The following is a 25,550-nucleotide window of genomic DNA, read 5'->3' as shown; positions in this document are numbered from 1 at the left end:
GTACCGTTGCGGGCAGAGCAACGGCTTTTGCCGCATTGGTCTTTTACTCGCGCGGTGATCTGCTAAATGGCAATAGGACTTACGAGGCAAGAGGGCAGCATGGCCGACCGTTTCCGCATCACTCTGGCGCAACTGAACCCGACCGTTGGCGATATCGAAGGCAACGCGGCCAAGGCCGTTGCGGCATGGGAGCAAGGCAAGGCAGCGGGCGCGGATCTGGTGGCCTTCCCCGAGATGTTCATCACCGGCTACAACACGCAGGATCTGGTTCTCAAACCGGTATTCCACCGCGCAGCCATGGCTGCGGTCGAAGCGCTGGCCGCAAAATGCGCTGAAGGTCCTGCAATCGCCATTGGTGGCCCCTGGGTCGATGATGGAAAGCTGTACAACGCATACCTGATCCTGAAGGGTGGCCGGATCACCAGCAAGGTTCTGAAGCACCACTTGCCGAATGAGACGGTGTTCGACGAAGTGCGCTTGTATGATGCGGGTCCATTGGGTGGGCCGTATTCGGTAGGGAATTTCCGGATTGGCAGCCCGATCTGCGAAGACAGCTGGCACCCGGACGTGGCAGAAACGCTGGAGGAAACCGGGGCCGAGTTTTTGTTGATCCCCAACGGGTCGCCTTATTTTCGGGATAAATACGATGTGCGACTGAACCATATGGTCGCGCGCGTGGTCGAAACCGGCCTGCCGCTGATCTACTTGAATATGGTTGGCGGGCAGGATGATCAGGTCTTTGACGGTGCCAGCTTTGGCCTGAACCCGGGCGGGGAACTGGCGTTCCGGATGCCTGTTTTTGACGAACTGCTCTCGCAAGTCGATCTTGAGCGCGGCGAAGACGGCTGGCGGATCGCATCAGGTGAAATCGTGCCTCAACCGGATGAGTGGGAGCAGGATTATCGCGCGATGGTGCAGTCCCTTCGCGACTACATGGGGAAAACGGGATTCAAAAAGGCGCTGCTGGGCTTGTCCGGCGGGGTCGATTCCGCGCTGGTCGCGACCATTGCGGTCGATGCCATCGGGGCCGAAAATGTCCGCTGCGTGATGCTGCCGTCGGAATACACCAGTCAGGCCTCGCTTGACGATGCCGAGGCGGTCGCCAAAGCGCTGGGCGTGCATTATGACTACGTGCCGATCTCGGACAGCCGCGCAGCCGTCACCAGCACTTTGGCACCGCTGTTTGCAGGGCTGGATGAAGGGTTGACCGAAGAAAACATTCAATCCCGCCTGCGCGGGTTGCTGTTGATGGCGATCTCGAACAAGTTCGGCGAAATGCTGTTGACCACCGGCAACAAATCCGAGGTCGCCGTGGGCTATGCCACGATCTATGGCGACATGAACGGCGGCTATAATCCGATCAAGGATCTGTACAAGACCCGTGTGTTCGAAACCTGCCGCTGGCGCAATGCCAATCACCGAGACTGGATGATGGGCCCTGCAGGCGAAGTGATCCGTCCCTCTGTCATCGACAAACCGCCCAGTGCGGAACTGCGCGAAGATCAGAAAGACAGCGATAGCCTGCCGGATTACCCGGTGCTGGACGGAATACTTGAGATCCTGGTCGATCAGGACGGATCGATCGCAGACTGTGTCGCCGCCGGGTACAACGAAGCAGATGCACAGCGGGTCGAACATCTGGTCTATATCAGCGAGTATAAACGGTTCCAGTCCGCCCCCGGCACGCGCCTGAGCAACCGCGCGTTCTGGCTGGACCGGCGGTATCCGATTGTGAATCGCTGGCGTGATCGCCCCTGATTGCCGCAATTCGTGCGCTGAATTGGAAACAGTAAAGTTTTCCTTCCTTTGATTGTTTTCCGATTGCTCGTTATGGGCCTGCCACGGGCGCTAAAACCGGCCTCTGACTTGTTGTGACGCCAACTTTCTGCCACATTTTAGCTTGAAAATTGCCCTATGTGGGGCGGGTGCGACGCAATTCTCAAAGTCGCGAGTTGATTTTGATGAAGTGTGACGCATCCGGGGTTGGATGTCTGAGTAAATGGTTTGGTTTTGACATGTATGAGGAATATCAAGGATCGCATCATGCTCTTTTGAAACGGCGGACGATGGAATCTCCGCCGCAGGAGCTGGATGAGGAAAAGCTGGAAGCGGCGATTGCCGGTGTCCTGAATGAACAGCGGCTGTCCGACGAACAGGCAGCGGCGTCGCTTCGGGCTGAGTTTCCAAGCTTGTTGCCGCAGAAGGACGTAACCGCGCAGACCGTGCAAAAAGACAACGGATTGACCGCGAAGCTGCGTCAGAAATGGGCGGAACTGTCCGGCGCAGCGTGATGTGCTGAGGATTTTCGTTGCCATTGGCGTCTGGGCCACAGGCGTAAAAATAGTGCCGACGTTGTGACAATTCGTGTTGCCAAACTTCTGGGTCTTGGTCCCCATACGGGTTCAGGCGACAGAGTATTGCGTATTTATGACGGCACCAAAACCGAACCCCGTAGAATCCGATCTTGCCCTTCCCAAATCTGTTGATGTTGTCGTTGTTGGCGGCGGCATAATCGGCGTTTCAACCGCGCTGGAACTGGCTGAACGCGGCGCTTCCGTCCTTTTGTGCGAAAAGGGGCAGATTGCAGCTGAACAAAGCTCGCGCAATTGGGGGTGGGTGCGTTTGGGCATGCGTGACCCCCGCGAAATTCCCCTGATGCAAGAGGCGTTGCGGATCTGGCAGACCCTTGATGCCCGCCTGGATGGCAATACCGGCTATGCGCAATCCGGCATTCTTTTCGGCGCGTCCGGCAAGCGGGGAGAAGTCAACCTGAAGCGTTGGATGTGCCATGTGGAAGGATTGCAGACCGGGGCAAAAATGGTGTCGGGACGCGAGTTGGCAGAGTTGTTGCACGGGCACGAAACCGGCCTGACATCTGCTCTGTACATGCCGCAGGACGGGCGGGCTGAACCGCAATGGGCCGCCCCGGCCATTGCCGAAGCCGCACGTCGTCTAGGTGCTGTGATCATGACAGGCTGCGCTGTGCGAAGTGTGGACATTCAGGATGGGCGTATTGCTGGTGTATTCACCGAACGCGGCAAGGTCGCCTGCGGGCGCGTGGTTTTGGCGGGGGGTGCGTGGTCGCGTCTGTTTGCGGGTAATGCAGGTATCAACCTGCCGCAGCTTAAGGTTCTGAACACAGTTCTGCGGACCTCTCCGGTGAAAGATGGGCCCGAAACTGCGCTATGGTCGGATGATTTTGCAATCCGAAAGCGCGCAGACGGCGGGCACACCATCGCGTCCGGGCATCAGAACACGGTTGATATCGTGCCAGACAGTTTCCGGCTGGGGTTGCAGTTTCGTTTTGCCTTTGCGCAGGAATGGAAATCCCTGCGTTTTCGCTGGTCAAAACAGTGGGCTATCGAGGCCCGTCAGAACAGAAAATGGTTGCCGACCGACGTGACCCCGTTCGAGCTGTGCCGGGTTTTGGATCCTGAACCTTCGCAGAAGTTTTTGCGACAAGCCTGGGCCAGTGCACGAAAAGGGTTCCCTGCCTTGCAGGACAGTGAAATCGTCCAAAGTTGGGCGGGTATGATTGATGTTACCCCCGACGCCATTCCCGTAATCTCGGGCGTGGATGACATGCCGGGTATGTATATCGCCACGGGCTTTTCCGGCCACGGCTTTGGCATCGGGCCCGGCGCCGGCCGCCTGACGGCTGACCTTGTCACTGATTCAACCCCTTGTGTGGATCCGACCGCGTTCCGCCTGTCTCGGTTCACCGACGGCTCAAAGGTGCGACCGGATCCGGGTTACTAGGGGCTTAGCCCATCATCTGATAGCTGACCGGAACAAAGCGGAAGCCCTCGCCTCGTTTCTCGACAAAGCCCGCGGCAGGGAAGGGCATGTGATAGCCGACCATCGGCACCTTGTCGGCTGCCAGCATGCCAAGAACATTACGGCGCGCGGCTGTCGCGGCGGCCTTGTCCATGTCAAACCGAACCTCCCATTCCGGATGGGCAAAGGACCACACGTAATGGTTGGCCAAATCCGCTGTCAGCAGAAGGCGCTGTCCGTTGCTCTCCAGATGATAGACCGTATGGCCCGGAGTATGGCCGTGGGCCGCAACCGCAGTTATGCCCGATGCCACTTGCTCTCCATCACCGATAAAGCTCATCTTCTCGGCCAGCGGCGTGACTTTTGCGGCCACAAGATCACCGACATTGTTTCCGGCCTCTTGCGCGGACCAGAAATCGTATTCCGTTGCCGAGGTCACATAGCGTGCGTTGGAAAAGGTCGGTGCGCCATCCGTTGTCATGCCGCCAATATGGTCTGGATGCATATGGGTCAGCACGACAACGTCGATCTGATCCGGGCTGACACCTGCATCGGCCAAAGCGGCTTGAATGCCGCCTTGTCCCAGACCGGTGTCGAACAACACCAGTTCCGATCCGGTGTTGACCAGTGAGGGGGTAAAAAAGAACTGGGCGGTGTCGGCGGGAATAAAGTTCTCTGCCGAAACCTTTGCAAAGTCTTCATCAGACGCGCCACCGCCAAAGATATCCTTGGCGCCGTCGCGCGGCAGGCTGCCATCCAGCAGGGTCGTGACGGTAAAGTCGCCGACCTTGAAGGATTTGGCGATGGTCGAGTTGGCCTTGGCGTCAGAGCCTGCGGCCAAAACCGGCGCTGCTGCCGTGGCAAACGGCAAGGCGGCAGCAGTTCCCAAGGCGGCACGGCGCGTAAGTTTGATTGTCATTATCGTTCTCCCTGTCAGAACACCTTTAGAAAAACTAGAACGTTGTGAGATTCTGACCAGATGTTACGACATCCACGTAGGGTGCATGGATGAACAATACGTGTTAATTTTTGTTCATGTCGCGATCGCAGAACAAAACCGTTCCAACAGATCAAAGTGTAGAAGACTTCCTTAATTCGGTCCAATCAGAACGTCGGGCCGAGGAGGCGCGCGCTCTGGATGAACTGTTTCGGGCCACCACCGGGTTTGATCCGGTCATGTGGGGCCCGTCGATGATAGGGTATGGCCGTTATCACTATCGCTACGCCTCGGGCCGAGAGGGCGATTTTCTTGCAACCGGATTTTCCCCGCGCAAGTCGGCGCTGGTGATCTATATCATGCCGGGTTACGCGGATTTTAGCGGCATTCTTGCCCGGTTGGGCAAGCACAAGCTGGGAAAGTCCTGCCTGTATGTGAACACGCTGGCGGATATCGACATGCAGATTCTGTCGGAACTCATCCGCGCCGGGTTGGACGACCTTGGCAGGATATGGCCCGTGGAACCGCGTTGAATCACCTGATGGATCAAGCGGCGGCTGGACAAAAACGCGCCCATGTGACAAGAGCCGCGCCAACAGGAGACACCCATGACAACCACCCGTTTTGCCCCGTCGCCCACCGGTTACATCCATGTGGGCAACCTGCGCACCGCCCTGATGAACTATCTGATCGCCCGCAAGGCGGGTGGTACGTTCATCCTGCGCATCGATGACACCGACCCCGAACGCTCGAAAGAGGAATATGTCGATGCCATCAAACAGGATCTTGAATGGCTGGGTTTGCACTGGGATCGTGTCGAGCGTCAATCCGAGCGTTTGGACCGCTACGCCGAAGCGGCTGACAAGTTGCGCGCGATGGGGCGGTTCTATGAAGCGTTTGAGACGCCGACCGAGCTGGACCTGAAGCGCAAGAAACAGCTGAACATGGGCAAGCCGCCGGTTTATGACCGCGCCGCGCTGAACCTGTCGGATGCCGAGAAGGATGCCTTGCGCGCGGAACGTGGCAACGGTGTCTGGCGTTTCAAGCTGGATCACGAACGGATCGAGTGGACCGACGGAATTCTGGGCGACATTTCGATCGATGCGGCCTCGGTCTCTGATCCGGTGCTGATCCGAGGTGATGGGCAGGTTCTTTATACGATTGCGTCGGTGGTGGATGACACCGAAATGGGCGTGACAGATGTCGTGCGCGGCTCGGACCACGTGACCAACACTGCGACCCAGATTCAGATCATCAATGCACTGGGCGGGGATTGCCCGCGCTTTGCGCATCACTCGCTGCTGACCGGCCCGCAGGGCGAAGCACTGTCGAAACGCCTTGGTACGCTGGCCCTGCGCGATCTGCGTGAACAGGGTGTGCAGCCGATGGCATTGCTGAGCCTGATGGCGCGTCTGGGTTCGTCCGATCCGGTCGAGCTGCGCTCGGATATGGCCGAGTTGATCGACGGCTTTGACGTGAGCCGGTTTGGTGCCGCGCCGACCAAGTTCGACGTGCAGGACCTGTTCCCGCTGACCGCCAAATACCTGCAATCTCTGCCGCTGGCGAATGTGGCCGGTGCTGTCGCGGATGCCGGAGTGCCAGCCGAACTGGCTGAACCGTTCTGGGCCATGGCGCGGGAAAACATCACTACTTTGGCCGACCTCAAAAGGTGGTGGGATCTGTGCCGCGATGGTGCCGAGCCGTTGGTTGCGGATGAAGATCGCGAATTCATCGCTCAGGCCATGTCGCTGCTGCCCGAGGGCCCGTTTGATGGCGACACCTGGGGGGCCTGGACCAATGCCGTGAAAGAGGCGACAGGCCGCAAGGGGAAAGGTCTGTTCATGCCGCTGCGCAAGGCGTTGACCGGTGCAGAGCGTGGCCCGGAAATGGCTGCGTTGCTGCCATTGCTGCAGGTGATCCGCGCGCGCGGGTAAACCGCTACTATTCCAGCATAAAGGGTCGTGCCCAAGCGTGGCCCTTTTTATTCCGGCTGTTCAATCCGGGCCGACAAACTGGTCAGGCGGTCATCGACAAAATCACGCTCAGCAGGTTTGAGTTGCTGGTGGCGCGGATAGCGCGGCTCGGCGCGATCATTCAAGATCGGGGCGTTCCAGCCGGTTGTCGTCTCAAAGAAACGATCCGCTCCGTCTTCTCCGAACGCCCGCAAGTAACCCTGAACAACAACATCGATGTAGCTGAGTAGCAGGGGGTGGTGGTTGCTGGGCTCGTTATGCCGATCCTGCGGGACGGCGTAGACCGCAATTTCAACTTCATGTGTCAGTGGATGTGAAATCGAATGCGTCGCAGGAATTCGGTCGTACGCCCATTCCCGTTCATCCAGTGCGGCCCAGTCGTTCTTTGGGACATGCGCGATCATTCCCTCAATTTCAGACTCCGGGTCTGGGACAGCTGTCAGGAACGCGACCGGACGCAGATCGGTATGACGCCATGCGCGTTTCCAACCCTTCAGCTTTGCCGGGCGGGGGTCGGGGAAATCATGTGTGGCGAGGTTCACAAGGCTTCCATAGCCAAAGAAATAGGGGTCGGCCATGCGAGAGGTGTCCTTTGGGTCGATTGATGTATGTCAAACCGCTTTTTTCCGCGACATGCAATAAGGCTTCATCTTTTATTCAGGGAGGCCTTCATGCGGATTACCAAACGGACGAATATCGCTGTGCGCCTGTTGATGTATTGCGCCGCACACCCGGACCGGCTGGTCACCAAAGCCGAGATCGCCGAAGTCTGCAACATCTCGGAAAACCATCTGGCTCAGGTGATCAACCAGTTAAGCCAGTTGAATTACCTGAGCACTCAGCGCGGCCGCAACGGCGGTATGTCGTTGGCGCGTCCGGCAAGCCAAATCCGGATCGGCGCGGTGTTCAGGCACGTCGAAGGGGCCTTGCCCATCGCCGAGTGTTTTGCGGATGCGGACAACACCTGTCCTTTGACCGATGCCTGTAGGCTGCGGCTGGCATTGCAGGATGCGGCGGAAGTTTTCTATGCATCTCTGGACGAAGTGTCGTTGGATGCGCTGGTTTGTGACAACGACCCGTTGCTGAAGCTGTTGCAGCCCGTGGCCTGCGTACGCTGACCTTAGTCGCTGGCCCGCAAAATGCGGGCTGGCCGGGCAGAGAGAGGGCGCAGCGCGAATGCGAAACCTGCGCAGAGCGTGACGCCGACACCGGCCAGAACGATGCCAAAGGCCGAAGACCAGATCACGGTAAAACCTGTGTCGAAGATGTAGGTGGCCACAGCCCATCCGCCCAGGATGCCAACCAGCAAGGCGACGCAGCCCGCTGCGGCGCCCAGCAGGACCGAGCGTAGTCCAAAACTGCGCAGGATGCGGCCACGGTCAGCCCCCAGCGTCTTGAGGATTGCCGCCTCGTATCTGCGGGCGGGTTCGCCGGTGGCTGCCGCCCCGATCAGCACCAGGAATCCTGTCAACAAAGACACGCCCGCGCCATACGAGGTTGCGGCGGCGATCCCTGCCAAAAGGCCCGAAACACGGTCAATTGCGTCGCGCACACGGATGGCCGTGATGTTCGGGAACTGGCCTGCAAGATCTCGCAGAATGGCGGCCTCGGCCTGTTCTTCTGCATATACCGTCGCAATAAAGCTGTGTGGCGCACCCGCCAGTGCCGACGGGTTCATCGACATGACAAAACCCATACCCGCTGTGGAAAAATCCACCTCTCGGGTTGAGGTCAGCTCTGCGGTGATATCCCGCCCCAGGATGTTGACAGTTACCTGATCGCCCAGTTTCAGACCCATCTCTTCGGCCTCTTCGGCTGCAAAGCTGATCTGTGGTGCGCCAGAATAATCCTCTGCCCACCACTCCCCCGCTGTCACCCGTGCATTTGCCGGGGGGCGGGCTGAATAGGTGACGCCGCGATCTCCCTCCAGAACCCAATGATCTCCGGCCACCTCGCGCGCAGGGCGACCGTTTATCTGGGTGATGATGCCCCGCAGCATTGGTGCGCTTTCAATGCGGCTGACAGCAGGATCGGTTTGCAGCCGTTCGGTAAAACCGGGCATCTGGTCATTTTGAATATCGACAAAGAAGTATGAGGGCGCGACATCCGGCAGATTGCCGGAGATCGCATTGCGCAGCGTGCCGTCAATCTGCCCAACCGCCGCCAGCACTGACAAACCTAGACCAAGTGACAAAACCACTGACCCCGCACCCTCACGCGGATCAGAGATGGCGGACAAAGCCCATCGCAGGGCAGGGCGGCCCCGCGCCAAAGGTGTCCCAGCCCGTGCCAGTTTGCGAATGGCATAGGCTGCGAGCGCCAGCAGGATCAGTGCGCCCGCAAGTCCGCCGCTGGTCCACAGGGTTAGGCGCGTTGAGCCGCTGAACCAGGACGCAATCGCGATCAGGGACGCCAATCCAATCCCGCTTGCCACGACGTAAATTGCGCGTGGGACGGGACGAGCTGCGGTCAGCGCATCGCGAAACAGGGTTGCGGCGCGCACATCTTCGGTTCTGGCCAGCGGCCAGAGCGTGAACAGAAACGCTGTCAGCAGGCCATAAAGCGCAGCCTCGATCAGCGGTTGCGGATACAGAGAAAACACTGCTGGAACCGGCAACCGGTTTTCCAGCAGCGGCGCCAGCAAAAGCGGAGCCATCCCGCCCAGTACCAGCCCAATTACAATGCCAGTCAGGGACAGCACCCCGATCTGAATCATGTAAGTTTGAAAAATGGTGGAGCGATCCGCCCCCAATGTCCGCAATGTCGCAATGGTTTCCGTTTTCTGGCTCAGATAGGCCCGTACGGCGGCGGACACACCGATGCCACCAACGGCAAGCCCCGACAACCCGACAAGGACCAGAAAGGCACTCAGGCGGTTGACGAATTCCGATATGCCCGGCGCGCCGTTGCGCGCATCGCTCCAGCGCATCCCCGAGCCTTCAAGCGCCGCGCTGGCACGTGCGGCCACCTCCGACAGGTTCGTGTCATGGGGCAAGGTCAGCCGGTACCTGGTCGAAAAAAGCGTTCCGGGTTCCAGAAGGCCAGATGCCTGCAACGCTTGGGTACGCACCATTGTACGTGGCCCCAAGGCAAAACCAGCCGCGGCGCTGTCGGGTTCATTCCGAAGTGCGGCCATCAGAATGAACTCTTGCGTGCCAAGCGCGAAATGATCACCGACCGACAAACCAAGCCGATCTATCAGTACGGGTTCCATAACGGCACCGGGTAATCCGGACTTGCCGTTCAGGGCGTCGTCCAGAGTGATATCCGGTTTCAGTTTGACCGATCCGATGAGCGGGTAAGCCTTATCGACGGATTTGATCTGGGTCAACGCACGTTCCGGCCCGGAGTCGCGGGGCACAACCGCCATCGAGCGGAAATCGACGATCTCTGACACCTGCTCGGATGACTGCTGCATCCAGCTGCGTTCAACCTCAGTAGCAAAACGATAGGTGAACTCAAGCTCGGCATCGCCGCCCAGCAGGGATGCGCCTTCACGGGTCAGCCCGGTCTGAATCGCCTGACTCACCGATCCGACGGCTGCGATGGCTGCGACGCCCAAGGCCAGACAGGCCAGAAAGATGCGAAACCCGCGCAGGCCCCCGCGCAGCTCTCGACGGGCCAGCCGCGCGGCAAGCCGAAGGCTCATTCTGCGGCCTCCTGCCGTATCTCGTCGGCAATCCTGCCGTCGCGCAGCCGGATCACCCGGTCACATCGTTCAGCCAGTGAACGGCTGTGCGTCACAAGAACCAACGTCGCTTCATATTTACGCCGAAGCCCGAACAGCAGATCAACGATCGCGGCACCGTTTGTCTCGTCCAGGTTCCCGGTCGGTTCGTCCGCCAGCAAGATCTTGGGGCGTGGTGCCGATGCGCGCGCCAAGGCAACTCGTTGCTGCTCGCCACCCGACAACTGTGCTGGGTAATGATCGCGGCGATGCGATAATCCCACGGCATTCAGTTCAGTTTCGGCCCGGTCGAACGCATCTTTGTGCCCTGCCAGTTCCAGTGGTGTCGCCACGTTTTCCAACGCGGTCATCGTTGGGATCAGGTGGAAATTCTGAAACACCACGCCCATGTTGTCGCGCCGAAACCGCGCCAGGGCGTCCTCGTCCATGCTTGTCAAATTCTGATCCAAGGCCAAGATTTGACCGCTTGTTGCCTGTTCCAACCCACCCATCAGCATCAACAGCGACGATTTTCCCGACCCCGATGGCCCGATCAGCCCCAGCGTTTCCCCCCTGTTCACGGTCAATGTAATGTCATGCAAAATATCGACCCGCCCGGCATTGCCATCCAGCGATAAAGCGGCATTCTGAAGAGCGAGAACAGCAGGCGTCATGGGTCTTCCCGATAAAGGAGCGGTTTTTGGGATATGGAGTGATCACCGTATTGCGCAAGGTTTTGATGGCAAGCCCATTTGTGTTCTGCGGTTTTGCGGCCACAGCCGAACAGGTGGCGATTGCAGCCCTTGGGGATTCGCTGACGCAAGGCTACGGGCTGGTGGAAGAGAACGGGTTTGTTCCCCAGCTTGACCGTTGGCTACAGGCGCAGGACGCAGATGTCCGGGTTATCAACGCCGGTGTCTCGGGCGATACAACGGCGGGTGGTGCCGCACGGGTGCAATGGACCCTGACACCCGATGTGGACGGAATGATCGTTGCCTTAGGCGGGAATGACGTGTTGCGCGGGATCGATCCTGCTGTTTCGCAAGCCAATCTGCGCAAGATCCTTGAGGTTGCACGCGATGCGAAGGTTCCTGTCTTGTTGATCGGAATGCAGGCGCCGGGCAACTACGGCGCTGAATACAAGCGGGCATTCGATGGCATGTACCCTGCGCTGGCGCAGGAGTTTGAAGTCCTGTTTTACAGTAGTTTCTTCGAGGGGCTTGCAGCGGAGGGCGACCCTGGGGCCGTGTCGCACTTCATGCAGTCGGACGGCATTCATCCAAATGCGGCAGGGGTGGCGAAGATCGTCGACGCAATGGGTCCGTCCGTGCTGCAACTCGTGACGCAGGCGGGCGGGGAAGGTTAGCCATCCCCGTGATAGCGATCAGACGACCGTAACAACCGTTCCGATGGGGACCCGGTTATACAGATCGATGACATGTTCATTCAGCATTCGAATGCACCCGTTTGACACCGCCCTGCCTATGGTTTGTGGCTGTGTCGTGCCGTGGATTCGGAAATAGGTATCGACACCGTTCTGGAACAAATACATCGCGCGCGCGCCGAGGGGGTTATCCCCACCTCCCGGCTGGACATAGTCATTGTCCTTGAATTTTGCGTAGGCCACCGGATCGCGTTGGATCATCTCTTGGGTCGGGCGCCAGGTCGGCCATTCCTTCTTCACATCGATGGTAGCGGTGCCGGTGAATTCCAGACCAGCCTTGCCGACGCCGCAGCCATAGCGGATCGCTTTGCGTGGTTCGGTGACATAGTAAAGATAGAATGAACGGGGGGCGACCAGCAGCTGCCCGGGCAGGAACTGCTTTTTGATGCGCACGAACTGCGGTGTCGGATCATACTCGACCGCTTTCTTGGCGCTGGCGATGCCCGGCAGCAGCGTGGCCGCTGTTCCGGCCAGAAAAACTCGGCGTGTAAACATCGAAACCCTCATCAATTGACCAATGAAACCTAAGAACCAGTTTCATCATGATATGTTATTTGGTCAATTCTGGGGCAAGCATCACGCATCCGTGATGTGATCAATCGGCCACCTGAAACGGCAGCGGTTGAACAAAAGGGTGAGGAATTTCCCTCACCCTTTCAAGAGCTTATGCAAGCTGGATGTTGTCGGCGCTCTCGCGGCCGTCACGACCCGAACGCAGTTCGTACGTGACTTTCTGGTTGTCGGCCAGACCGGTCAGGCCCGAGCGTTCGACGGACGAGATGTGGACGAAGATGTCCTTGCCGCCATCTTCGGGCGCAATAAAGCCGTAGCCTTTGGTGGTGTTGAACCATTTTACGGTGCCTGCTGGCATATCCGTGTCTCCTGTTTGGTGCTGCCCACGGAGTTGCGGCAGCCTGGCGTCGTAGGTCTGGATCGATAGACTGAGCGCCGTAGAAGGAGACAGTAGGTCGAAATAGAAAAACGTTAGCACCTTGCATATGGCATTGAGGTAAGCCTGTGGCAAGAGTGGTTTGTACGGATTGTACAGGGGTCAGAGGGCAGAAAGCCCAATTTGTACAAGAATCCGCTGACGGGTTTGACGCCGTTTGATGGCATCCCGGGTGCTCTGATCACCCTGTCTGTTGATACGCGACGGTAGTGAAAAACCCGGACCCACACTTTTCCGGTCGGCCATGCGGAGCGGTCACCGCGTGCCATACCTGCGCGGGAGAGTGACACTTTTCTTGGTTGCAGGCACGTGGTCAGGACCAGTGTCATTCTGGCCGGTTGCGCGGGGGGTCTTCTCACAACCGACGGTTTTTATTCATTAATCACTATGTTTGGAAATTTCGCTATCCGGTGCTATACTATTTGGCAGCTGTGGGGGCGGATATGAAAGTTGTCTGTACGATAACCTTGTTGTGCTGGGCCGGAGCCGCGCAGGCCCTGACTGTTCCGTTTGGGACAGAGGGTTCGATGCCGGGCGCGCGTGAAGGCGGGTTCAAATTCGACAACATGTTCGAAGTTGAACACGAGTTGAAGACACCTGTCTTTGCGAAGGAGGACCCGCGCCGTAAGGAAAGACGTCCTCGTTTGGCTGAACGTGGAAGGCCGAAGCATTGGCTGGAGGTTTTGGCTGAACGGACGGAGGTCGAGGAGGACTCCGGGCCCGAATTCTGCGAGCTGTGGTGCAATGAGCCAGGGTCCGAAGAAACGCCGGTGGACGTGAACGTCTCCGCCGTGCCGCTTCCGGCCAGTTGGCTGCTGCTGGTTGGGGCGCTGACAGGGCTGTTCGGCGTCGGACGGCTGCGTGGCAACCGGTTCGGGTAAGCGCTGCACCTGCAATCAACCTTGAATGCTGTGATATGGGGCACCGGGTGTTGGTGGACCTGTCGTCCTGCGACGGTTGCCTGCAAAGGCGCGTGTTAACCACTTGGTAGTCATACCTGCGCCACCTTGGCGCATGAGTGATTATCGCCGCGTCGGCATTCCCGGAGCCAGATATTTCTTTACGGTGTCGCTGGCCGACCGGTCATCGGACCTGTTGACCCGCGAGGTCGCACATCTGCGCGGGGCTTTTGCCGAAGCGCAGCGGGAGCGTCCGTTTTGGTGTGATGCGTTTGTGGTGTTGCCGGATCATCTGCACGCGGTGTGGACCTTGCCGCCGGGCGATGCGGATTATTCCACGCGGTGGGGTGCGATCAAAGCGCGGTTCACCATGCGCGTGAACAAGACAAACCGTAGGCCGGGCTTCAGCCCAGCACCCGAACCCACGCATCTACCTGTTGTTACCTCTGGCAGATATGCCGGGCTGAAGCCCGGCCTACGGGCCAACAAACGCGAAGGGGCGGTTTGGCAGCGTCGGTTTTGGGAGCATACCATTCGTGACGAACGGGATTATCGCAATCATATGGCCTATTGTTGGGGAAATCCGGTCAAGCACGGGTTGGTGGCCCGCCCGACCGATTGGCCGTATTCGTCGATCCATCGCGATATCCGTGCGGGCCGGGTTGATCCGGAATGGAGCGGCGGTGTGACGGACGGCGCATTCGGAGAGCCGTGATACAAAGAACACCCCCCGTAGGCCGGGCTTCAGCCCGGCATCCACCATTCCCCTCAGAGCGATTGAAGGGTTTTGAGGCCATTCATCGGCGGATTTTGGTAAAGGCGTGGGTGTTTCGAGTGGTGCCGGGCTGAAGCCCGGCCTACCAGTTGGCGTCAGGGGTGCGAGTGCTCATCTTATGGTCGCTACGTTTGTTTTGTACCGCCGTTAGAATTTGAGAGTCGTCGAAAAACCCCCAATGTTAGAACTATGTCGGATAGCATTACTTGAACCATTGCAAGGCTCGCCAACAAACCTGACCCAAGGGCGACCCATGTCACCAAAGACGACACATTTTGGTTTTGGGTAATTGCGTAATAAGAATAAAAAATTGCATACAATGGGATAGCATAAGTTATTATCACTCCCATGTATTTGACAATCGCGTACATCCACGAACTCATAAGTAAAATTGATTTCCTGTTTTTGAATCTCAAACGTGTAATTACAGATATAGGCCCAACGCGAAGAAGCGTTGGGTATGACATAATGTCAAAAAATTGCCGTTGAGTAACAATCGACGTGTCTGGGTCGACAATTTGATCAATCGCTTTGTGTGCTAAGTCATATGCCAGCATCGCATTCGCCCGAGCTGAGCTATAAGAAACGGCCAAAGCGCACATCGTGAAGAATGCCAAGACGTCGAACAGCCCTTTCTCAACAATTCCGAGTCCGAAAGGAAGTGATTTTGTTATCACCACCCCGTCCTCAGAAAGCTGCGTTTCTGGTAAGACGACAACAGCCAGAACTGTAACTAGGGATAGCCACAATCGATTAGATAGCTTCGCATACAAGCTAAACCCATCCGCGAGATCTTTTACAACTTGTTTTGCACCTTCTGTCTCGGTCAACTCTGAGAACCTACTATTAGCTTTCAAGACTCATCTCTAAATAACACTATTACTGCGGCTGCTACCGCGCAAACTTCTTATGCTTCAACCGCTTGGGCTCCAGCGCGTCCGGTCCGAGCCTCCGCTTTTTGTCCTCTTCGTAATCCTCGAAGTTGCCCTCGAACCATTCCACATGGGCGTCGCCCTCGAACGCCAGAATATGCGTACAAATCCGGTCGAGGAAGAAACGGTCGTGTGAGATGACGACGGCGCAGCCGGCGAAATCGACCAGCGCGTCTTCCAGTGCGCGCAGGGTTTCGACGTCGAGGTCGTTGGTGGGTTCGTCCAGCAGCAGGACGTTGCCGCCCTCTTTCAGCAGGCGGGCCATGTGGACGCGGTTGCGCTCACCGCCTGACAACAGCGAGACCTTTTTCTGCTGGTCGCCGCCCTTGAAGTTGAAGGACGAGCAATAGGCGCGGGAGTTGACCTGCGCGTCGCCCAGCTGAATGATCTCGGCGCCGCCGGTGATCGCCTCCCACACGGTGTCGTTGTCTTTCAGGTCGTCGCGGGACTGGTCGACATAAGACAGCTCGACCGTGTCGCCCAGCGTGATGGTGCCGCTGTCGGGCTGTTCCTGACCGGTGAGCATCTTGAACAGCGTCGATTTACCGGCACCGTTGGGGCCGATGACGCCGACGATGCCGCCGGGGGGCAGGGCGAAGTCCAGCCCTTCGATCAGTTGCTTGTCGCCCATGTGTTTCGACAGGCCCTCGACCTCGATCACCTTGCCGCCAAGGCGCTGGCCGTTGGGGATGACGATCTGGGCGCGGGTCAGCTTTTCACGTTCGGACTGTTCGGCCAGCTCGTTATAGGCGTTGATCCGGGCCTTGGATTTGGCCTGACGGGCCTTCTGGCCCTGACGCATCCATTCCAGTTCGCGCTGCAGGGTTTTCTGCTTGGACTTGTCCTCGCGGGCTTCCTGCTCCAGCCGTTTGGCCTTTTGTTCCAGCCATGCGGAATAGTTGCCTTCGTACGGAATGCCGCGGCCGCGGTCGAGTTCGAGGATCCAGCCGGTGATATCATCCAGGAAGTAACGGTCGTGGGTGACGATCAGGATGGTACCCTTGTAGTCGATCAGGTGCTGTTGCAGCCATGCGATGGTCTCGGCGTCCAGGTGGTTGGTCGGTTCATCCAGGAGCAGCATGTCGGGCGCTTCGAGCAGCAGCTTGCAGAGCGCCACGCGGCGTTTCTCACCGCCCGAGAGGTTGGCGATGTTGGCATCGTCCGGCGGGCAGCGCAGCGCTTCCATGCTGACGTCGATCTGGCTGTCGAGGTCCCAGAGGTTTTCCGCGTCGATCGCGTCCTGCAGGGTGGTCATTTCCTCCATCAGCTCGTCCGAGTAATTCTCGGCGATCTCCATGGCGATCTCGTTGAAGCGGTCGACCTTGGCCTTTTTCGCGGCCACGCCCAGCATCACGTTTTCGCGGACGGTGAGCGATTCATCCAGCTGCGGTTCCTGCGGCAGATAGCCGACCTTGGCGCCCTCAGCCGCCCAAGCTTCGCCAGTGAAGTCGGTGTCGAGGCCGGCCATGATCTTCATCAGCGTCGATTTACCGGCGCCGTTGACGCCGACAACACCGATTTTCACGCCGGGCAAAAAGCTGAGGTGGATGTTTTCAAAGCACTTCTTGCCACCGGGATAGGTCTTGGAGACACCCTGCATGTGGTAGACATATTGATAGGCGGCCATGTCGCGTCCTCTGGGTCGGGAATTTGGGTTGAAACGCTGGATATCCGAGCGGGGCGGGCGGGGCAAGCTGGTGGTTTTGTGAATTTCGTCCCGTATCTGCATGGGCTAGGTTTGCCGGGCTGTATGAAGGGCATGAAGTAGTGGAACTGGCGGAACTGATATCAGGCTGGGCGCAGCCAGGACGTGTCGAATGGATAGGCGTCCGGCCCGAGCGGCGGGTTGGGGTGGAGGTGGTGAGGGAGGCGGTGGTCTCGGCCGATGGGCTGGAAGGCGACCGGGGCCATGCGGGCAAGCGGGCGGTTTCTCTGATCCAGCAGGAGCATTTGGCGGCGATTGGGTCTTATCTGGGGCGGGGGCCGGTTGCGCCCGAAATCCTGCGGCGCAATCTGGTGGTTTCGGGGATCAACCTTGCCGCGCTCAAGGGGCGTGAGGTGCAGGTGGGCGAGGCCGTTTTGCGCTTTACCGTGATCTGTGCACCGTGCAGCCGGATGGAAGAGGCGCTGGGCAAGGGCGGCTATTCTGCCGTGCGGGGGCATGGGGGATGGTGTGCCGAAGTTGTCAGGCCGGGGCGGGTTGCGCTGGGCGACGCCGTGCAACCGATTGATTGACAACGCGGCCCGGTTCTGAACATCAGCAGGTTATGGAGCGGTATGACATCCCATACGCGCGGCCCGGGCAGGTCGTTGGGCTGTTCGGCGGGTCATTCGATCCGCCGCATCGGGGCCATGTGCATGTAACGCGTGAGGCGATGAAGGCCTTTGGGCTGGATCGGGTGTGGTGGCTGGTGTCACCGGGCAATCCGTTGAAAGAGCGGGGGCCTGCGCCGATTGCGCGGCGGATGGCGGCGGCGCGGCAGGTGATGCAGCATCCGAAGGTGGATGTGACGGATATCGAGGCGCTGGTCGGCACGCGGGCGACTGCGGACACTCTGACAGCGCTCAGGCGGCTTTACCCGCAGGTACGGTTTGTCTGGCTGATGGGCGCGGATAATCTGGCGCAGTTTCATCGCTGGAAAGACTGGCGGCTGATCATGGACACTGTGCCGGTGGGCGTGGTGGCGCGGCCGGGCGAGCGGATCTCGGCCCGGATGTCACCTGCGGCGCGGGTCTATGCGAAGTACCGGATCGACGGGCAGGCGCGGCACCTTTTGGGGCAGGCACTGGCCCCGGCGTGGTGTTTCGTGAACGTGCCGATGATCGATGTAAGTTCGACCGAACTCCGGACGCGCGGCGAATGGGGCGCAGAAGTGTTGCCGGAATAGCCCCAACGGGCGCATAATCTAACACAGTGGTTGTGTGCTTTTGATCTGTGGGATTTTAATTCGGCTATGGCTGGTCGTTTTTCACGTCGTTTGTTTCTGGGGGGATTGGGGGCGTCCCTGATCCCGGCAGCGGGCCTTGCGCAGGCGCCGCTTGTATCGCTGAGACCGCAGGCGCGTGGGGTCATATTAAGCGGTGCCGAGCGATTGGTGGCCGCAGCAGGCCTGAAAGGCGAAGTTGTGTTTGCGGTTGCGGATGTGGCGACCGGGGCGCAACTGGAAGTGTTTGGTGAGGGCGCAAGTCTGCCCCCGGCCAGCGTTGGAAAGGCAATGACCGCGCTTTATGCGCTGGATGTTCTGGGGCCGGAACACCGGTTCGAGACTCGGCTGGTGGCGGATGGCCGGATCGAGAACGGCGTTCTGCACGGCGATTTGATTCTGGTTGGGGGCGGCGACCCGCTGCTGGATACGGATGCGCTGGCCGCGATGGCGGCCAATTTGCGCGAGGCCGGGATTATCGAAGTGCGCGGCGCGTTCAAGGTTTATGACGGGGCGTTGCCTTATGTGTTCAGCATCGATCCCGAACAGCCGGATCATGTGGGCTATAGCCCGGCTGTCAGCGGCATTTCCCTGAACTTCAATCGTGTCCATTTTGAATGGAAACGCGCAGGCAATGGCTATGACATAACCATGGATGCCCGCAGTGAGCGTTATGTGCCTGCAGTGGATGTCTCGGCCATGCGGGTCGAGGATCGCAGCCTGCCGATCTATACCTATCAGGCAAGCGCGCGGCAGGATCGCTGGACCGTGGCCAAGGGCGCGTTGGGCAATGGCGGGGCCCGCTGGTTGCCGGTGCGCAAGCCCGCTTTGTACGCGGGTGATGTGTTTCGCACCTTGGCGCGGTCGAACGGGATCGTTTTGAAGCGTGTTCAGGTGACACACCAGAGCGTGCGGGGTGTTGATCTTGTGGTGCATCGCAGCGACAGTTTGGACCATGTCCTGCGCGGGATGCTGAAATACTCGACCAACCTGACGGCCGAGATGGTCGGGCTGGCCGCGACCAGGGCGCGCGGTGTTGACCCGCACACCCTGGCGGAATCAGCAGCCGAGATGAACCGGTGGGCCGCCAGTCGTTTCGGCGTGACCGGGATCGCCATGGTCGATCATTCGGGACTGAGCGATGCCTCGCGCATGGTACCGGCGGATTTGGTTGCGGCCCTTGTTGCAACACAGAAATCGGGGATGTTGCGACCCCTGATGAAACCTTTTGCACTGACCGACCGGGACGGGCGGCCCGTCAAGAACCACCCAATCAAGGTTGATGCCAAGACAGGGACATTGAACTTTGTATCCGGGTTGGGCGGTTTCCTGACAACTGCGGACGGGGTCGATCTGGCATTCGCGATATTCACCGCCGACGTGGACCATCGCGCAACGATCCCACGCGCGCAGCGTGAGCGCCCGGATGGCGCACGCAGCTGGAACAGCAGATCACGGAAATTGCAGCGCGCCTTGCTGGAGCGCTGGGGATCACTTTACGGAAGCTGAAACCTGAAACCGGCCTGAAGCAGCGGGCGTCAGACGGTGTGGCGCGCCCTAGCCCCGCGCTCGATCGCGGCCGCGTGCAGGCGGTCGATGTTCAGCTCGTACCGGATTTCTTCCAGCAGGCGCAGTTCGGATTCGGCCAGCGTTCCGTCAGCGGCGGCGACGTCACAGGCCAGAGCATAGGCCGTTTCGTTCAGGCGTTCGGGCAGGTTGTCCCGGATCAGGCCAAACAGCGCATCCAGCCCGTCTTCCTGTTCGAACAGGTCAAACACGACCTGCGACACGTGGCGCATCCGGTCGATGTCGTACCCGGCGAAAACCGGCAACATGTTCACGGCGACCTCGATCTTGACCAGCTCGGCGGTTCGGATGGTTTCGTCGGAGGCCGAGATCGCAACCATGATCGCCACAAGGCAATCCTGTGGGGACATCGGGTGGGGAACTTGCTCGGTCATTCGGGGCATCCTGCTTGGGTGTTTCTGATCGCGCACGATATGAGGGGGGGCGGTGAGGTTCAACACCTAGCTCGTGATTTGAGGCGGAAAAGCAGGTTCTGGGGGTTAGGAATTCTGTTTAACCCCGGTCGGGCATAACCCGGAGGTGCCGGAGCATGGTTTTCTCTGAAGCATTTTTGTGGTCAATCCGTGCGAGATAGTTCTGTGCCCGCTCAACCGGGTCATATCTGTACTGGTCGGGGCCAAGAAACTTGCGTGCATTCAGATCTGCGGTACTCAGAAGGTCGAAATTCACCAGTTCCAGCCAGCAATTCCACCCTTCATCATATTCGCCGGCCCAATTGTTCGTGTAATACCTGACAAGCCGGTTCCGGATCGTATACCCGTGGCAATCGAACGCGAGCAAGCCATTGGTGACGTAAATGTGGCTTCCGGCAAACCCTTCGGCAGGGACAATTCTTTCTGCATAAAAACCGGGCAGAGGCGACATCTTCAGATAGACGCCAGCGAGTATGTGGCAGGCGCCATTGCCGAAGAATATACGGTCCGGAAGCGCCCACCTGCGCTCGGGGTCTTTCTTAACACCGGGTTTCATTCTGTACATGAGTTGCTTTCGCGCCTGGACGTGGAGGAAGAAGGGTCGTGTGCCTATTGGGAAAACTGACAGTCCTTGCGGGGTGGCGCCAGTGATCTGGTGCCGCAGGATCGCGAAAAGTGTTGCCTGTCATTGACTCATGCTGCACTGGCACAATAGGAGGGGCCGGTCGGGTTGCGTGGTGCAGCCGCGACCGTTTCCCCAATGGAGCACATTGAAATGTCTGAACTGCGCGAAACCGCGATGTCGTCCAAGGCCTGGCCCTTTGAAGAGGCGCGCCGGTTGCTCAAACGCTATCAGAAAGGTGCTCCGGAAAAGGGGTATGTGCTGTTTGAAACCGGATATGGCCCGTCGGGCCTGCCGCATATCGGCACGTTCGGCGAGGTGGCGCGGACCACGATGGTCAAGCGTGCCTTTGAGGCGCTGTCGGACATCCCGACCAAGCTGATCTGTTTTTCGGACGATCTGGACGGGATGCGCAAGGTTCCCAGTAACGTGCCGAACCCCGAGGCGTTGGAAGAGCATTTGCAGCGCCCGCTGACCTCGGTTCCTGATCCGTTTGGCGAGTATGACAGCTTTGGCGAGCACAACAACGCGATGCTGCGCCGGTTCCTTGATACCTTTGGGTTTGAATACGAGTTCTATTCGGCGCGAGACTTTTATCGCTCGGGCCAGTTCGACGAGATTCTGAAGCGTGCGGTTGAACGCTATGACGACGTGATGGCCATCATGTTGAAAAGCCTGCGGGAAGAACGCCAGCAGACCTATTCGATCTTCCTGCCGATCCACCCGGAAACCGGGCGGGTTCTGTATGTGCCGATGAAAAAAGTCTGCGCCGAGACCTACACCGTCACCTTCGATGATGAAGACGGTAAGGAATGGACCGTTCCCGTCACTGGCGGCAAGGTGAAGCTGCAATGGAAGCCGGATTTCGGGGCACGCTGGGCGGCACTGGGCGTTGATTTCGAGATGTACGGCAAGGAACACGCGACCAACGAAAAGATCTATGACGGGATCTGCCGGGCCTTGGGTGGACGCGCGCCCGAGCATTTCAGCTATGAGCTGTTTCTGGACGAGAACGGACAGAAGATTTCGAAATCGTCGGGCAATGGTGTCTCGATCGACGAATGGCTGACCTATGCGCCGACTGAGTCGCTGGCTTATTTCATGTACCAAAAGCCCAAGACGGCCAAGCGGATGCATTTCGACGTGATACCGAAAGCCTATGATGAGTATCATCAGCAGCTGCGCGCCTATCCGGGGCAGGACCTGAAGGCGCAGTTGAACAACCCGGTCTGGCATATTCACGGCGGTGACGTGCCGGAGTCGACCCTGATCGTTCCCTTTGCGATGCTGCTGAATCTGGCATCGGTTTCCGGTGCCGAAGACAAGGAGGCGCTGTGGGGCTTTATTCGCCGCTATGCGCCCGAGGCAACGGCAGAGAGCCATCCCGATCTGGACAAGGCAGCCGGTTTCGCCGTGCGGTACTTCAACGATTTCGTCAAGCCGACGCGCAAGCATCGCGCGCCGACGGATCAGGAGCGCGAGGCGCTGGAAGCGCTGAAGGCGGCGCTTGAGGCATATGATGGCCCGACCGAAGATGAAGCGTTGCAATCGGTGGTCTATGCCATCGGCCGCGAGCGGTTTGATCCAATGAAAGGGTGGTTCTCGGCGCTTTATGAGGTGCTGCTGGGGGCCTCGCAAGGGCCGCGTTTCGGGGGCTTTATCGCGCTTTACGGCGTGCCCGAGACCATCGCGCTGATCGACAAGGCACTGGCCGGAGAGCTGGTCTGATTTGACCTGAACCGGCATGGGGCTATCCTTGGAACAGGAGGTGGCCCCATGCGTCGACTACTGCTTGCATTATCCCTGTGCGCCGGGCTGGTGTCAGGCGCATTTGCGCAGAGTGCCGAGATCGAGGCCAATATCGCGGCGCAGATACAGGCCTTCCGAGCGGATGACTTTGCGACCGCCTTCACCTTTGCCAGCCCCAACATCCAGCGTCTGTTCCGAAACCCCGACAATTTCGGCGCGATGGTGCGCAATGGCTATCCCATGGTCTGGCGTCCTGCCGATGTGCGTTTTCTGGAACTGCGCGAGGTTGACGGCGCGCTGTGGCAGAAGGTGATGATTACGGACGGTAACGGGCGGGTGCATCTTCTGGACTATCAGATGATCCCGCTGACGGAAGGCTGGAAGATCAACGGGGTGCAACTGTTGGGTGCGGCTGACCCTGCGGCCTGAGGCAACACCACCGTCACGGTGAGATGAACCGTGGTTAATTCCTTTTCGATATCCAGACTGTCGCGTTCGGGGCGGACCTGAACACGGGGTTTGAACGCGTCGCCGGATTTGCGCGGCGCGATTGGGAAAGGGTTTTCAATGAACAAGGCAATCACCGACGGCATCGTGTTCATGCCGCCTCAATTCGCGAATGGTCTGACCGTCTGGTCTGCGGGGGACGGAACGCCCGGGTCGCCCACATATGGCGGGTCCGGCACCGGGGTATTTGTTCCGGCGGATGCGGATTTTGCCGGTTGTCTTGAGATCCTGAAGGTCAACACAACCCAGCAATTGCGTTACATGGGGCAGACGCCGATCCTGCCCGGTTGCTATTTGCAGATCAAAGCCCGGGTCAAGGCGATCAGCGGCCCGTTGCCGTCGGTGCGCATTGCAGCCTGGGCCGGTGGCGCGGGTGATGTGCATGTGGCCGGTGTTGTGGAACAGGGGCCGGCCACCCAGCTGTCGGGCTATGGCACCGTTCACGAGATCACCGCGATTGTCGGCACTGGCCAGCGCCCGGGCGTGGACATGCCCTGGGGGCTGGCTGCCCTTTACGGGCATTTCGGCCTGGATATCGAAGGGGCCAACGGCGCGCTGGTGCGCGTCGATGATCTTGAGATCACCGATGTCACCGGGTTCTTTCTGCGCGAGATGATCAGCCTGGTCGATGTGCGCGACTTTGGTGCCGTTGGTGACGGTGTGACGGATGACTCGGTTGCGTTTGAGGCGGCGGATCAGGCCGCCGGTGGCCGCCGGGTCTTTGTTCCGCAAGGCAGCTATCACCTTGCGGAGAACACCAGCATCGATGCGGAAATTGAATTCGAAGGCACCGTCACCATGCCGGATGACAAGATGCTGTTGCTGACCAAGGATTTCCATCTGCCCGCATATATCGAGGCGTTCGGAGATGAGGAGCTGGCCTTCAAGAAGGCGTTTCAGGCTCTGCTGAACAATTCGGATCATGACTCGCTGGATCTGGGCGGGCGCAAGATTTCCGTTTCCGCGCCGATCGACATGGCCGCTGCGGTTCCCAACAAGCAAAGCGGCTTTTCCACGCGGCGCGTGATCCGTAACGGGCAGTTCGATGTCAAAAGCGGTACCGCCTGGGACACCGAAACCTTCACCTCTGTCGCCACCTATGACCCGTCGGACAAGACACGCCTGACCAATGTCGCCAATGTGGCCAATATTCCGGTAGGATCGCTGGTTGAGGGCAGTGGTGTCGGGCGTGAGGTTTATGTGCGCTCGAAGAACATAGGTGCCGGTGAGATAACCCTGAGTGCGCCCATCTATGACGCCGCCGGTACCCAGACCTTTACCTTTCAGTCGTTCAAATACCTGCTGGATTTCAGCGGTTTCGATACGTTGCGGAAATTCGGCATGGAACAGATCGAGTTTCAGTGCAACAGCCGGTGCAGCGGCATTCGTCTGGCGGCCTCGGGCAGCACATTTTCGTTGAAGGACTGTTTTATCAGTCGCCCGAAGGATCGGGGACTGACCTCGACCGCGACGGGGTGCAAGGGGCTGCTGATCGACAATTGCCAGTTCTTGTCCTCAGAAGAAGCGCTTGACGTGACGGACCGGAATTCCATCGGGCTGAACACCAACTCGAACGATGTGAAGCTGCGTCACAATCGGGCGGTACGGTTCAAGCATTTTGCCGTTCTGGGCGGCGGTACCAACTTGGTTCTGGGCAACCATTTCTTCCAGGGCGATGGCATCCCGCAAGGGGTCCGCACCGCAGGGCTGATCATGATCGGCACCTACAACACCTCGACCATTGCCGAGAACTATGTCGACAACTGCTTTATCGAATGGACCAATGAACGCGATGCGGCACCCAACTATACCAGTGGATTCTCGTTCAGTTCGATGAGCATCACGGACAATATCTTTTTCTCAAGCGATGCACCGGCCTGGTTCAGTTATATCATCATCCGCCCCTATGGCGCTGGCCATTACCTGAATGGCGTGACGGTGACCGGCAACAAGTTCCGCGCCACCAGCGGTTCGATTGAGCGGGCGGAACGGGTCGATACGTCTTTTGCCGATCTGGACAATAACAGGCATTCGAACGTGACCTACCACAACAATACCTATCACGGGATTGGCAAGAGATCCTCGAACCCGCTGCGCGTCCGCAGCCAGCAGAACTCGGTTGCGAATATCTGGGCGGTTTCGGCAAACGGGGAATTGCCATTTGGCGGCAAGGCGCGCGGCTGCGACGGGGTCACTGCCATCGGGTCGCTGACCGGGGTGTTCAACAACCTTGTCTATTCGGCCCCTCATGTTCTGACCGAACAGGGGGTCAGTGGCGACAGTCTTATTCTGCGCTGGCCGGATCACCTGAAAGGCGAAGTCTCGGTCACGATGCGCATGGAGCGTTGAAACAGCGGCTGGCCGCCCAATCCGGGGTGGCCAGCCGCCTGATAAA

The 25,550-nt window shown here is 58.9% G+C and carries 25 protein-coding genes; 15 read left to right on the top strand and 10 right to left on the bottom strand.

The window, feature by feature from the left end; genetic code table 11:
* Positions 1–99: 99 nt before the first annotated feature.
* The 3 genes from ACR0M9_RS08090 (at position 100) to ACR0M9_RS08080 (ending at position 3,759) form a co-directional block, all read left to right on the top strand.
* Positions 100–1,758 carry an NAD+ synthase gene (locus ACR0M9_RS08090; protein WP_480483248.1) on the top strand — a complete coding sequence of 553 codons (1,659 nt, stop codon included), beginning with the start codon at positions 100–102 and terminating at the stop codon, positions 1,756–1,758.
* Positions 1,759–2,066: 308 nt separating this feature from the next.
* On the top strand, positions 2,067–2,291 hold the full coding sequence (locus ACR0M9_RS08085; protein WP_480773300.1) for a hypothetical protein: 225 nt from the start codon (positions 2,067–2,069) through the stop codon (positions 2,289–2,291).
* 136 nt (positions 2,292–2,427) lie between these two features.
* The gene (locus ACR0M9_RS08080; protein WP_480483250.1) at positions 2,428–3,759 is read left to right on the top strand and encodes an NAD(P)/FAD-dependent oxidoreductase; all 1,332 of its coding nucleotides are present in this window, start codon (positions 2,428–2,430) and stop codon (positions 3,757–3,759) included.
* Positions 3,760–3,763: 4 nt separating this feature from the next.
* Here ACR0M9_RS08080 and ACR0M9_RS08075 read toward each other — a convergent pair whose 3' ends face one another.
* On the bottom strand, positions 3,764–4,696 hold the full coding sequence (locus ACR0M9_RS08075) for an MBL fold metallo-hydrolase (RefSeq protein ID WP_480773299.1): 933 nt from the start codon (positions 4,694–4,696) through the stop codon (positions 3,764–3,766).
* A 116-nt stretch (positions 4,697–4,812) separates the two neighbouring features.
* Here ACR0M9_RS08075 and ACR0M9_RS08070 point away from each other — a divergent pair, with 116 nt between their 5' ends.
* Both ACR0M9_RS08070 and gltX read left to right on the top strand, forming a co-directional pair.
* Positions 4,813–5,247 carry a DUF1801 domain-containing protein gene (locus ACR0M9_RS08070; RefSeq protein WP_480773298.1) on the top strand — a complete coding sequence of 145 codons (435 nt, stop codon included), beginning with the start codon at positions 4,813–4,815 and terminating at the stop codon, positions 5,245–5,247.
* Positions 5,248–5,322: 75 nt separating this feature from the next.
* A complete protein-coding gene (gene gltX / locus ACR0M9_RS08065) occupies positions 5,323–6,648 on the top strand; it encodes a glutamate--tRNA ligase (RefSeq protein WP_480773297.1) in 1,326 nt (441 codons plus the stop codon).
* A gap of 47 nt (positions 6,649–6,695) precedes the next feature.
* Here the strand turns inward: gltX and ACR0M9_RS08060 are convergent, their stop codons facing one another.
* Positions 6,696–7,265, bottom strand: coding sequence for a gamma-glutamylcyclotransferase family protein (locus tag ACR0M9_RS08060; protein ID WP_480558880.1), 570 nt, complete (start codon positions 7,263–7,265; stop codon positions 6,696–6,698).
* A gap of 93 nt (positions 7,266–7,358) precedes the next feature.
* On the opposite strand from ACR0M9_RS08060, the gene ACR0M9_RS08055 reads away from it, so the two are divergent.
* Positions 7,359–7,805, top strand: coding sequence for an RrF2 family transcriptional regulator (locus tag ACR0M9_RS08055; protein ID WP_267366061.1), 447 nt, complete (start codon positions 7,359–7,361; stop codon positions 7,803–7,805).
* Positions 7,806–7,807: 2 nt separating this feature from the next.
* On the opposite strand, the gene ACR0M9_RS08050 is transcribed toward ACR0M9_RS08055, so the two are convergent.
* Both ACR0M9_RS08050 and ACR0M9_RS08045 read right to left on the bottom strand, forming a co-directional pair.
* Positions 7,808–10,336 (bottom strand): ABC transporter permease, encoded by a 2,529-nt coding sequence (locus ACR0M9_RS08050; protein WP_480773296.1) that lies wholly within the window; start codon positions 10,334–10,336, stop codon positions 7,808–7,810.
* Complete coding sequence (locus ACR0M9_RS08045; protein WP_480773295.1) at positions 10,333–11,028, bottom strand: ABC transporter ATP-binding protein; 696 nt, start codon at positions 11,026–11,028, stop codon at positions 10,333–10,335. The genes ACR0M9_RS08050 and ACR0M9_RS08045 overlap by 4 nt, the downstream gene beginning before the upstream one ends.
* A gap of 65 nt (positions 11,029–11,093) precedes the next feature.
* Between ACR0M9_RS08045 and ACR0M9_RS08040 the strand changes: the two genes are divergently transcribed.
* Positions 11,094–11,720: an arylesterase gene (locus tag ACR0M9_RS08040; RefSeq protein WP_480773397.1), complete on the top strand. Its 627-nt coding sequence runs from the start codon at positions 11,094–11,096 to the stop codon at positions 11,718–11,720.
* 18 nt (positions 11,721–11,738) lie between these two features.
* Here the strand turns inward: ACR0M9_RS08040 and ACR0M9_RS08035 are convergent, their stop codons facing one another.
* The gene (locus ACR0M9_RS08035) at positions 11,739–12,293 is read right to left on the bottom strand and encodes a L,D-transpeptidase (RefSeq protein WP_209506382.1); all 555 of its coding nucleotides are present in this window, start codon (positions 12,291–12,293) and stop codon (positions 11,739–11,741) included.
* 169 nt (positions 12,294–12,462) lie between these two features.
* Positions 12,463–12,669 (bottom strand): cold-shock protein, encoded by a 207-nt coding sequence (locus ACR0M9_RS08030; RefSeq protein WP_209506380.1) that lies wholly within the window; start codon positions 12,667–12,669, stop codon positions 12,463–12,465.
* Between the two features lie 521 nt (positions 12,670–13,190).
* Between ACR0M9_RS08030 and ACR0M9_RS08025 the strand changes: the two genes are divergently transcribed.
* The gene (locus ACR0M9_RS08025; RefSeq protein WP_480773294.1) at positions 13,191–13,628 is read left to right on the top strand and encodes a hypothetical protein; all 438 of its coding nucleotides are present in this window, start codon (positions 13,191–13,193) and stop codon (positions 13,626–13,628) included.
* Between the two features lie 133 nt (positions 13,629–13,761).
* Positions 13,762–14,361 carry an REP-associated tyrosine transposase gene (locus ACR0M9_RS08020; protein ID WP_480773293.1) on the top strand — a complete coding sequence of 200 codons (600 nt, stop codon included), beginning with the start codon at positions 13,762–13,764 and terminating at the stop codon, positions 14,359–14,361.
* A 185-nt stretch (positions 14,362–14,546) separates the two neighbouring features.
* Here the strand turns inward: ACR0M9_RS08020 and ACR0M9_RS08015 are convergent, their stop codons facing one another.
* Together ACR0M9_RS08015 and ettA are read right to left on the bottom strand one after the other, a co-directional pair.
* Entirely contained in the window at positions 14,547–15,251 is a 705-nt protein-coding gene (locus tag ACR0M9_RS08015; RefSeq protein ID WP_480773292.1) for a hypothetical protein, read from the bottom strand.
* Between the two features lie 61 nt (positions 15,252–15,312).
* The gene (gene ettA / locus ACR0M9_RS08010; RefSeq protein WP_010442471.1) at positions 15,313–16,980 is read right to left on the bottom strand and encodes an energy-dependent translational throttle protein EttA; all 1,668 of its coding nucleotides are present in this window, start codon (positions 16,978–16,980) and stop codon (positions 15,313–15,315) included.
* Between the two features lie 140 nt (positions 16,981–17,120).
* Between ettA and ACR0M9_RS08005 the strand changes: the two genes are divergently transcribed.
* The 3 genes from ACR0M9_RS08005 to dacB all read left to right on the top strand — a co-directional run bounded on the left by ACR0M9_RS08005 (position 17,121) and on the right by dacB (position 19,786).
* Positions 17,121–17,588, top strand: coding sequence for an MOSC domain-containing protein (locus ACR0M9_RS08005; protein ID WP_480773291.1), 468 nt, complete (start codon positions 17,121–17,123; stop codon positions 17,586–17,588).
* Between the two features lie 32 nt (positions 17,589–17,620).
* Positions 17,621–18,241 carry a nicotinate-nucleotide adenylyltransferase gene (locus tag ACR0M9_RS08000; protein WP_480773290.1) on the top strand — a complete coding sequence of 207 codons (621 nt, stop codon included), beginning with the start codon at positions 17,621–17,623 and terminating at the stop codon, positions 18,239–18,241.
* A gap of 66 nt (positions 18,242–18,307) precedes the next feature.
* A complete protein-coding gene (gene dacB, locus ACR0M9_RS07995; RefSeq protein WP_480773289.1) occupies positions 18,308–19,786 on the top strand; it encodes a D-alanyl-D-alanine carboxypeptidase/D-alanyl-D-alanine endopeptidase in 1,479 nt (492 codons plus the stop codon).
* 29 nt (positions 19,787–19,815) lie between these two features.
* Here the strand turns inward: dacB and ACR0M9_RS07990 are convergent, their stop codons facing one another.
* Positions 19,816–20,238, bottom strand: a complete 423-nt coding sequence (locus tag ACR0M9_RS07990; protein ID WP_209507905.1) for a tellurite resistance TerB family protein — start codon at positions 20,236–20,238, stop codon at positions 19,816–19,818.
* A gap of 118 nt (positions 20,239–20,356) precedes the next feature.
* A complete protein-coding gene (locus tag ACR0M9_RS07985) occupies positions 20,357–20,842 on the bottom strand; it encodes a hypothetical protein (protein ID WP_480483275.1) in 486 nt (161 codons plus the stop codon).
* Between the two features lie 210 nt (positions 20,843–21,052).
* Between ACR0M9_RS07985 and ACR0M9_RS07980 the strand changes: the two genes are divergently transcribed.
* The 3 genes from ACR0M9_RS07980 (at position 21,053) to ACR0M9_RS07970 (ending at position 25,504) form a co-directional block, all read left to right on the top strand.
* Positions 21,053–22,627 (top strand): lysine--tRNA ligase, encoded by a 1,575-nt coding sequence (locus tag ACR0M9_RS07980; RefSeq protein WP_480773396.1) that lies wholly within the window; start codon positions 21,053–21,055, stop codon positions 22,625–22,627.
* 48 nt (positions 22,628–22,675) lie between these two features.
* A complete protein-coding gene (locus ACR0M9_RS07975) occupies positions 22,676–23,077 on the top strand; it encodes a DUF4864 domain-containing protein (RefSeq protein WP_480773288.1) in 402 nt (133 codons plus the stop codon).
* 138 nt (positions 23,078–23,215) lie between these two features.
* Entirely contained in the window at positions 23,216–25,504 is a 2,289-nt protein-coding gene (locus tag ACR0M9_RS07970; RefSeq protein WP_480773287.1) for a glycosyl hydrolase family 28-related protein, read from the top strand.
* The last annotated feature ends 46 nt before the right edge of the window (positions 25,505–25,550 follow it).

The organism is Ruegeria sp. CH2 (assembly GCF_056537065.1).
Note: the sequence above shows the minus strand (reverse complement) of the source record. Positions and strands in the feature narration are given on the sequence as shown.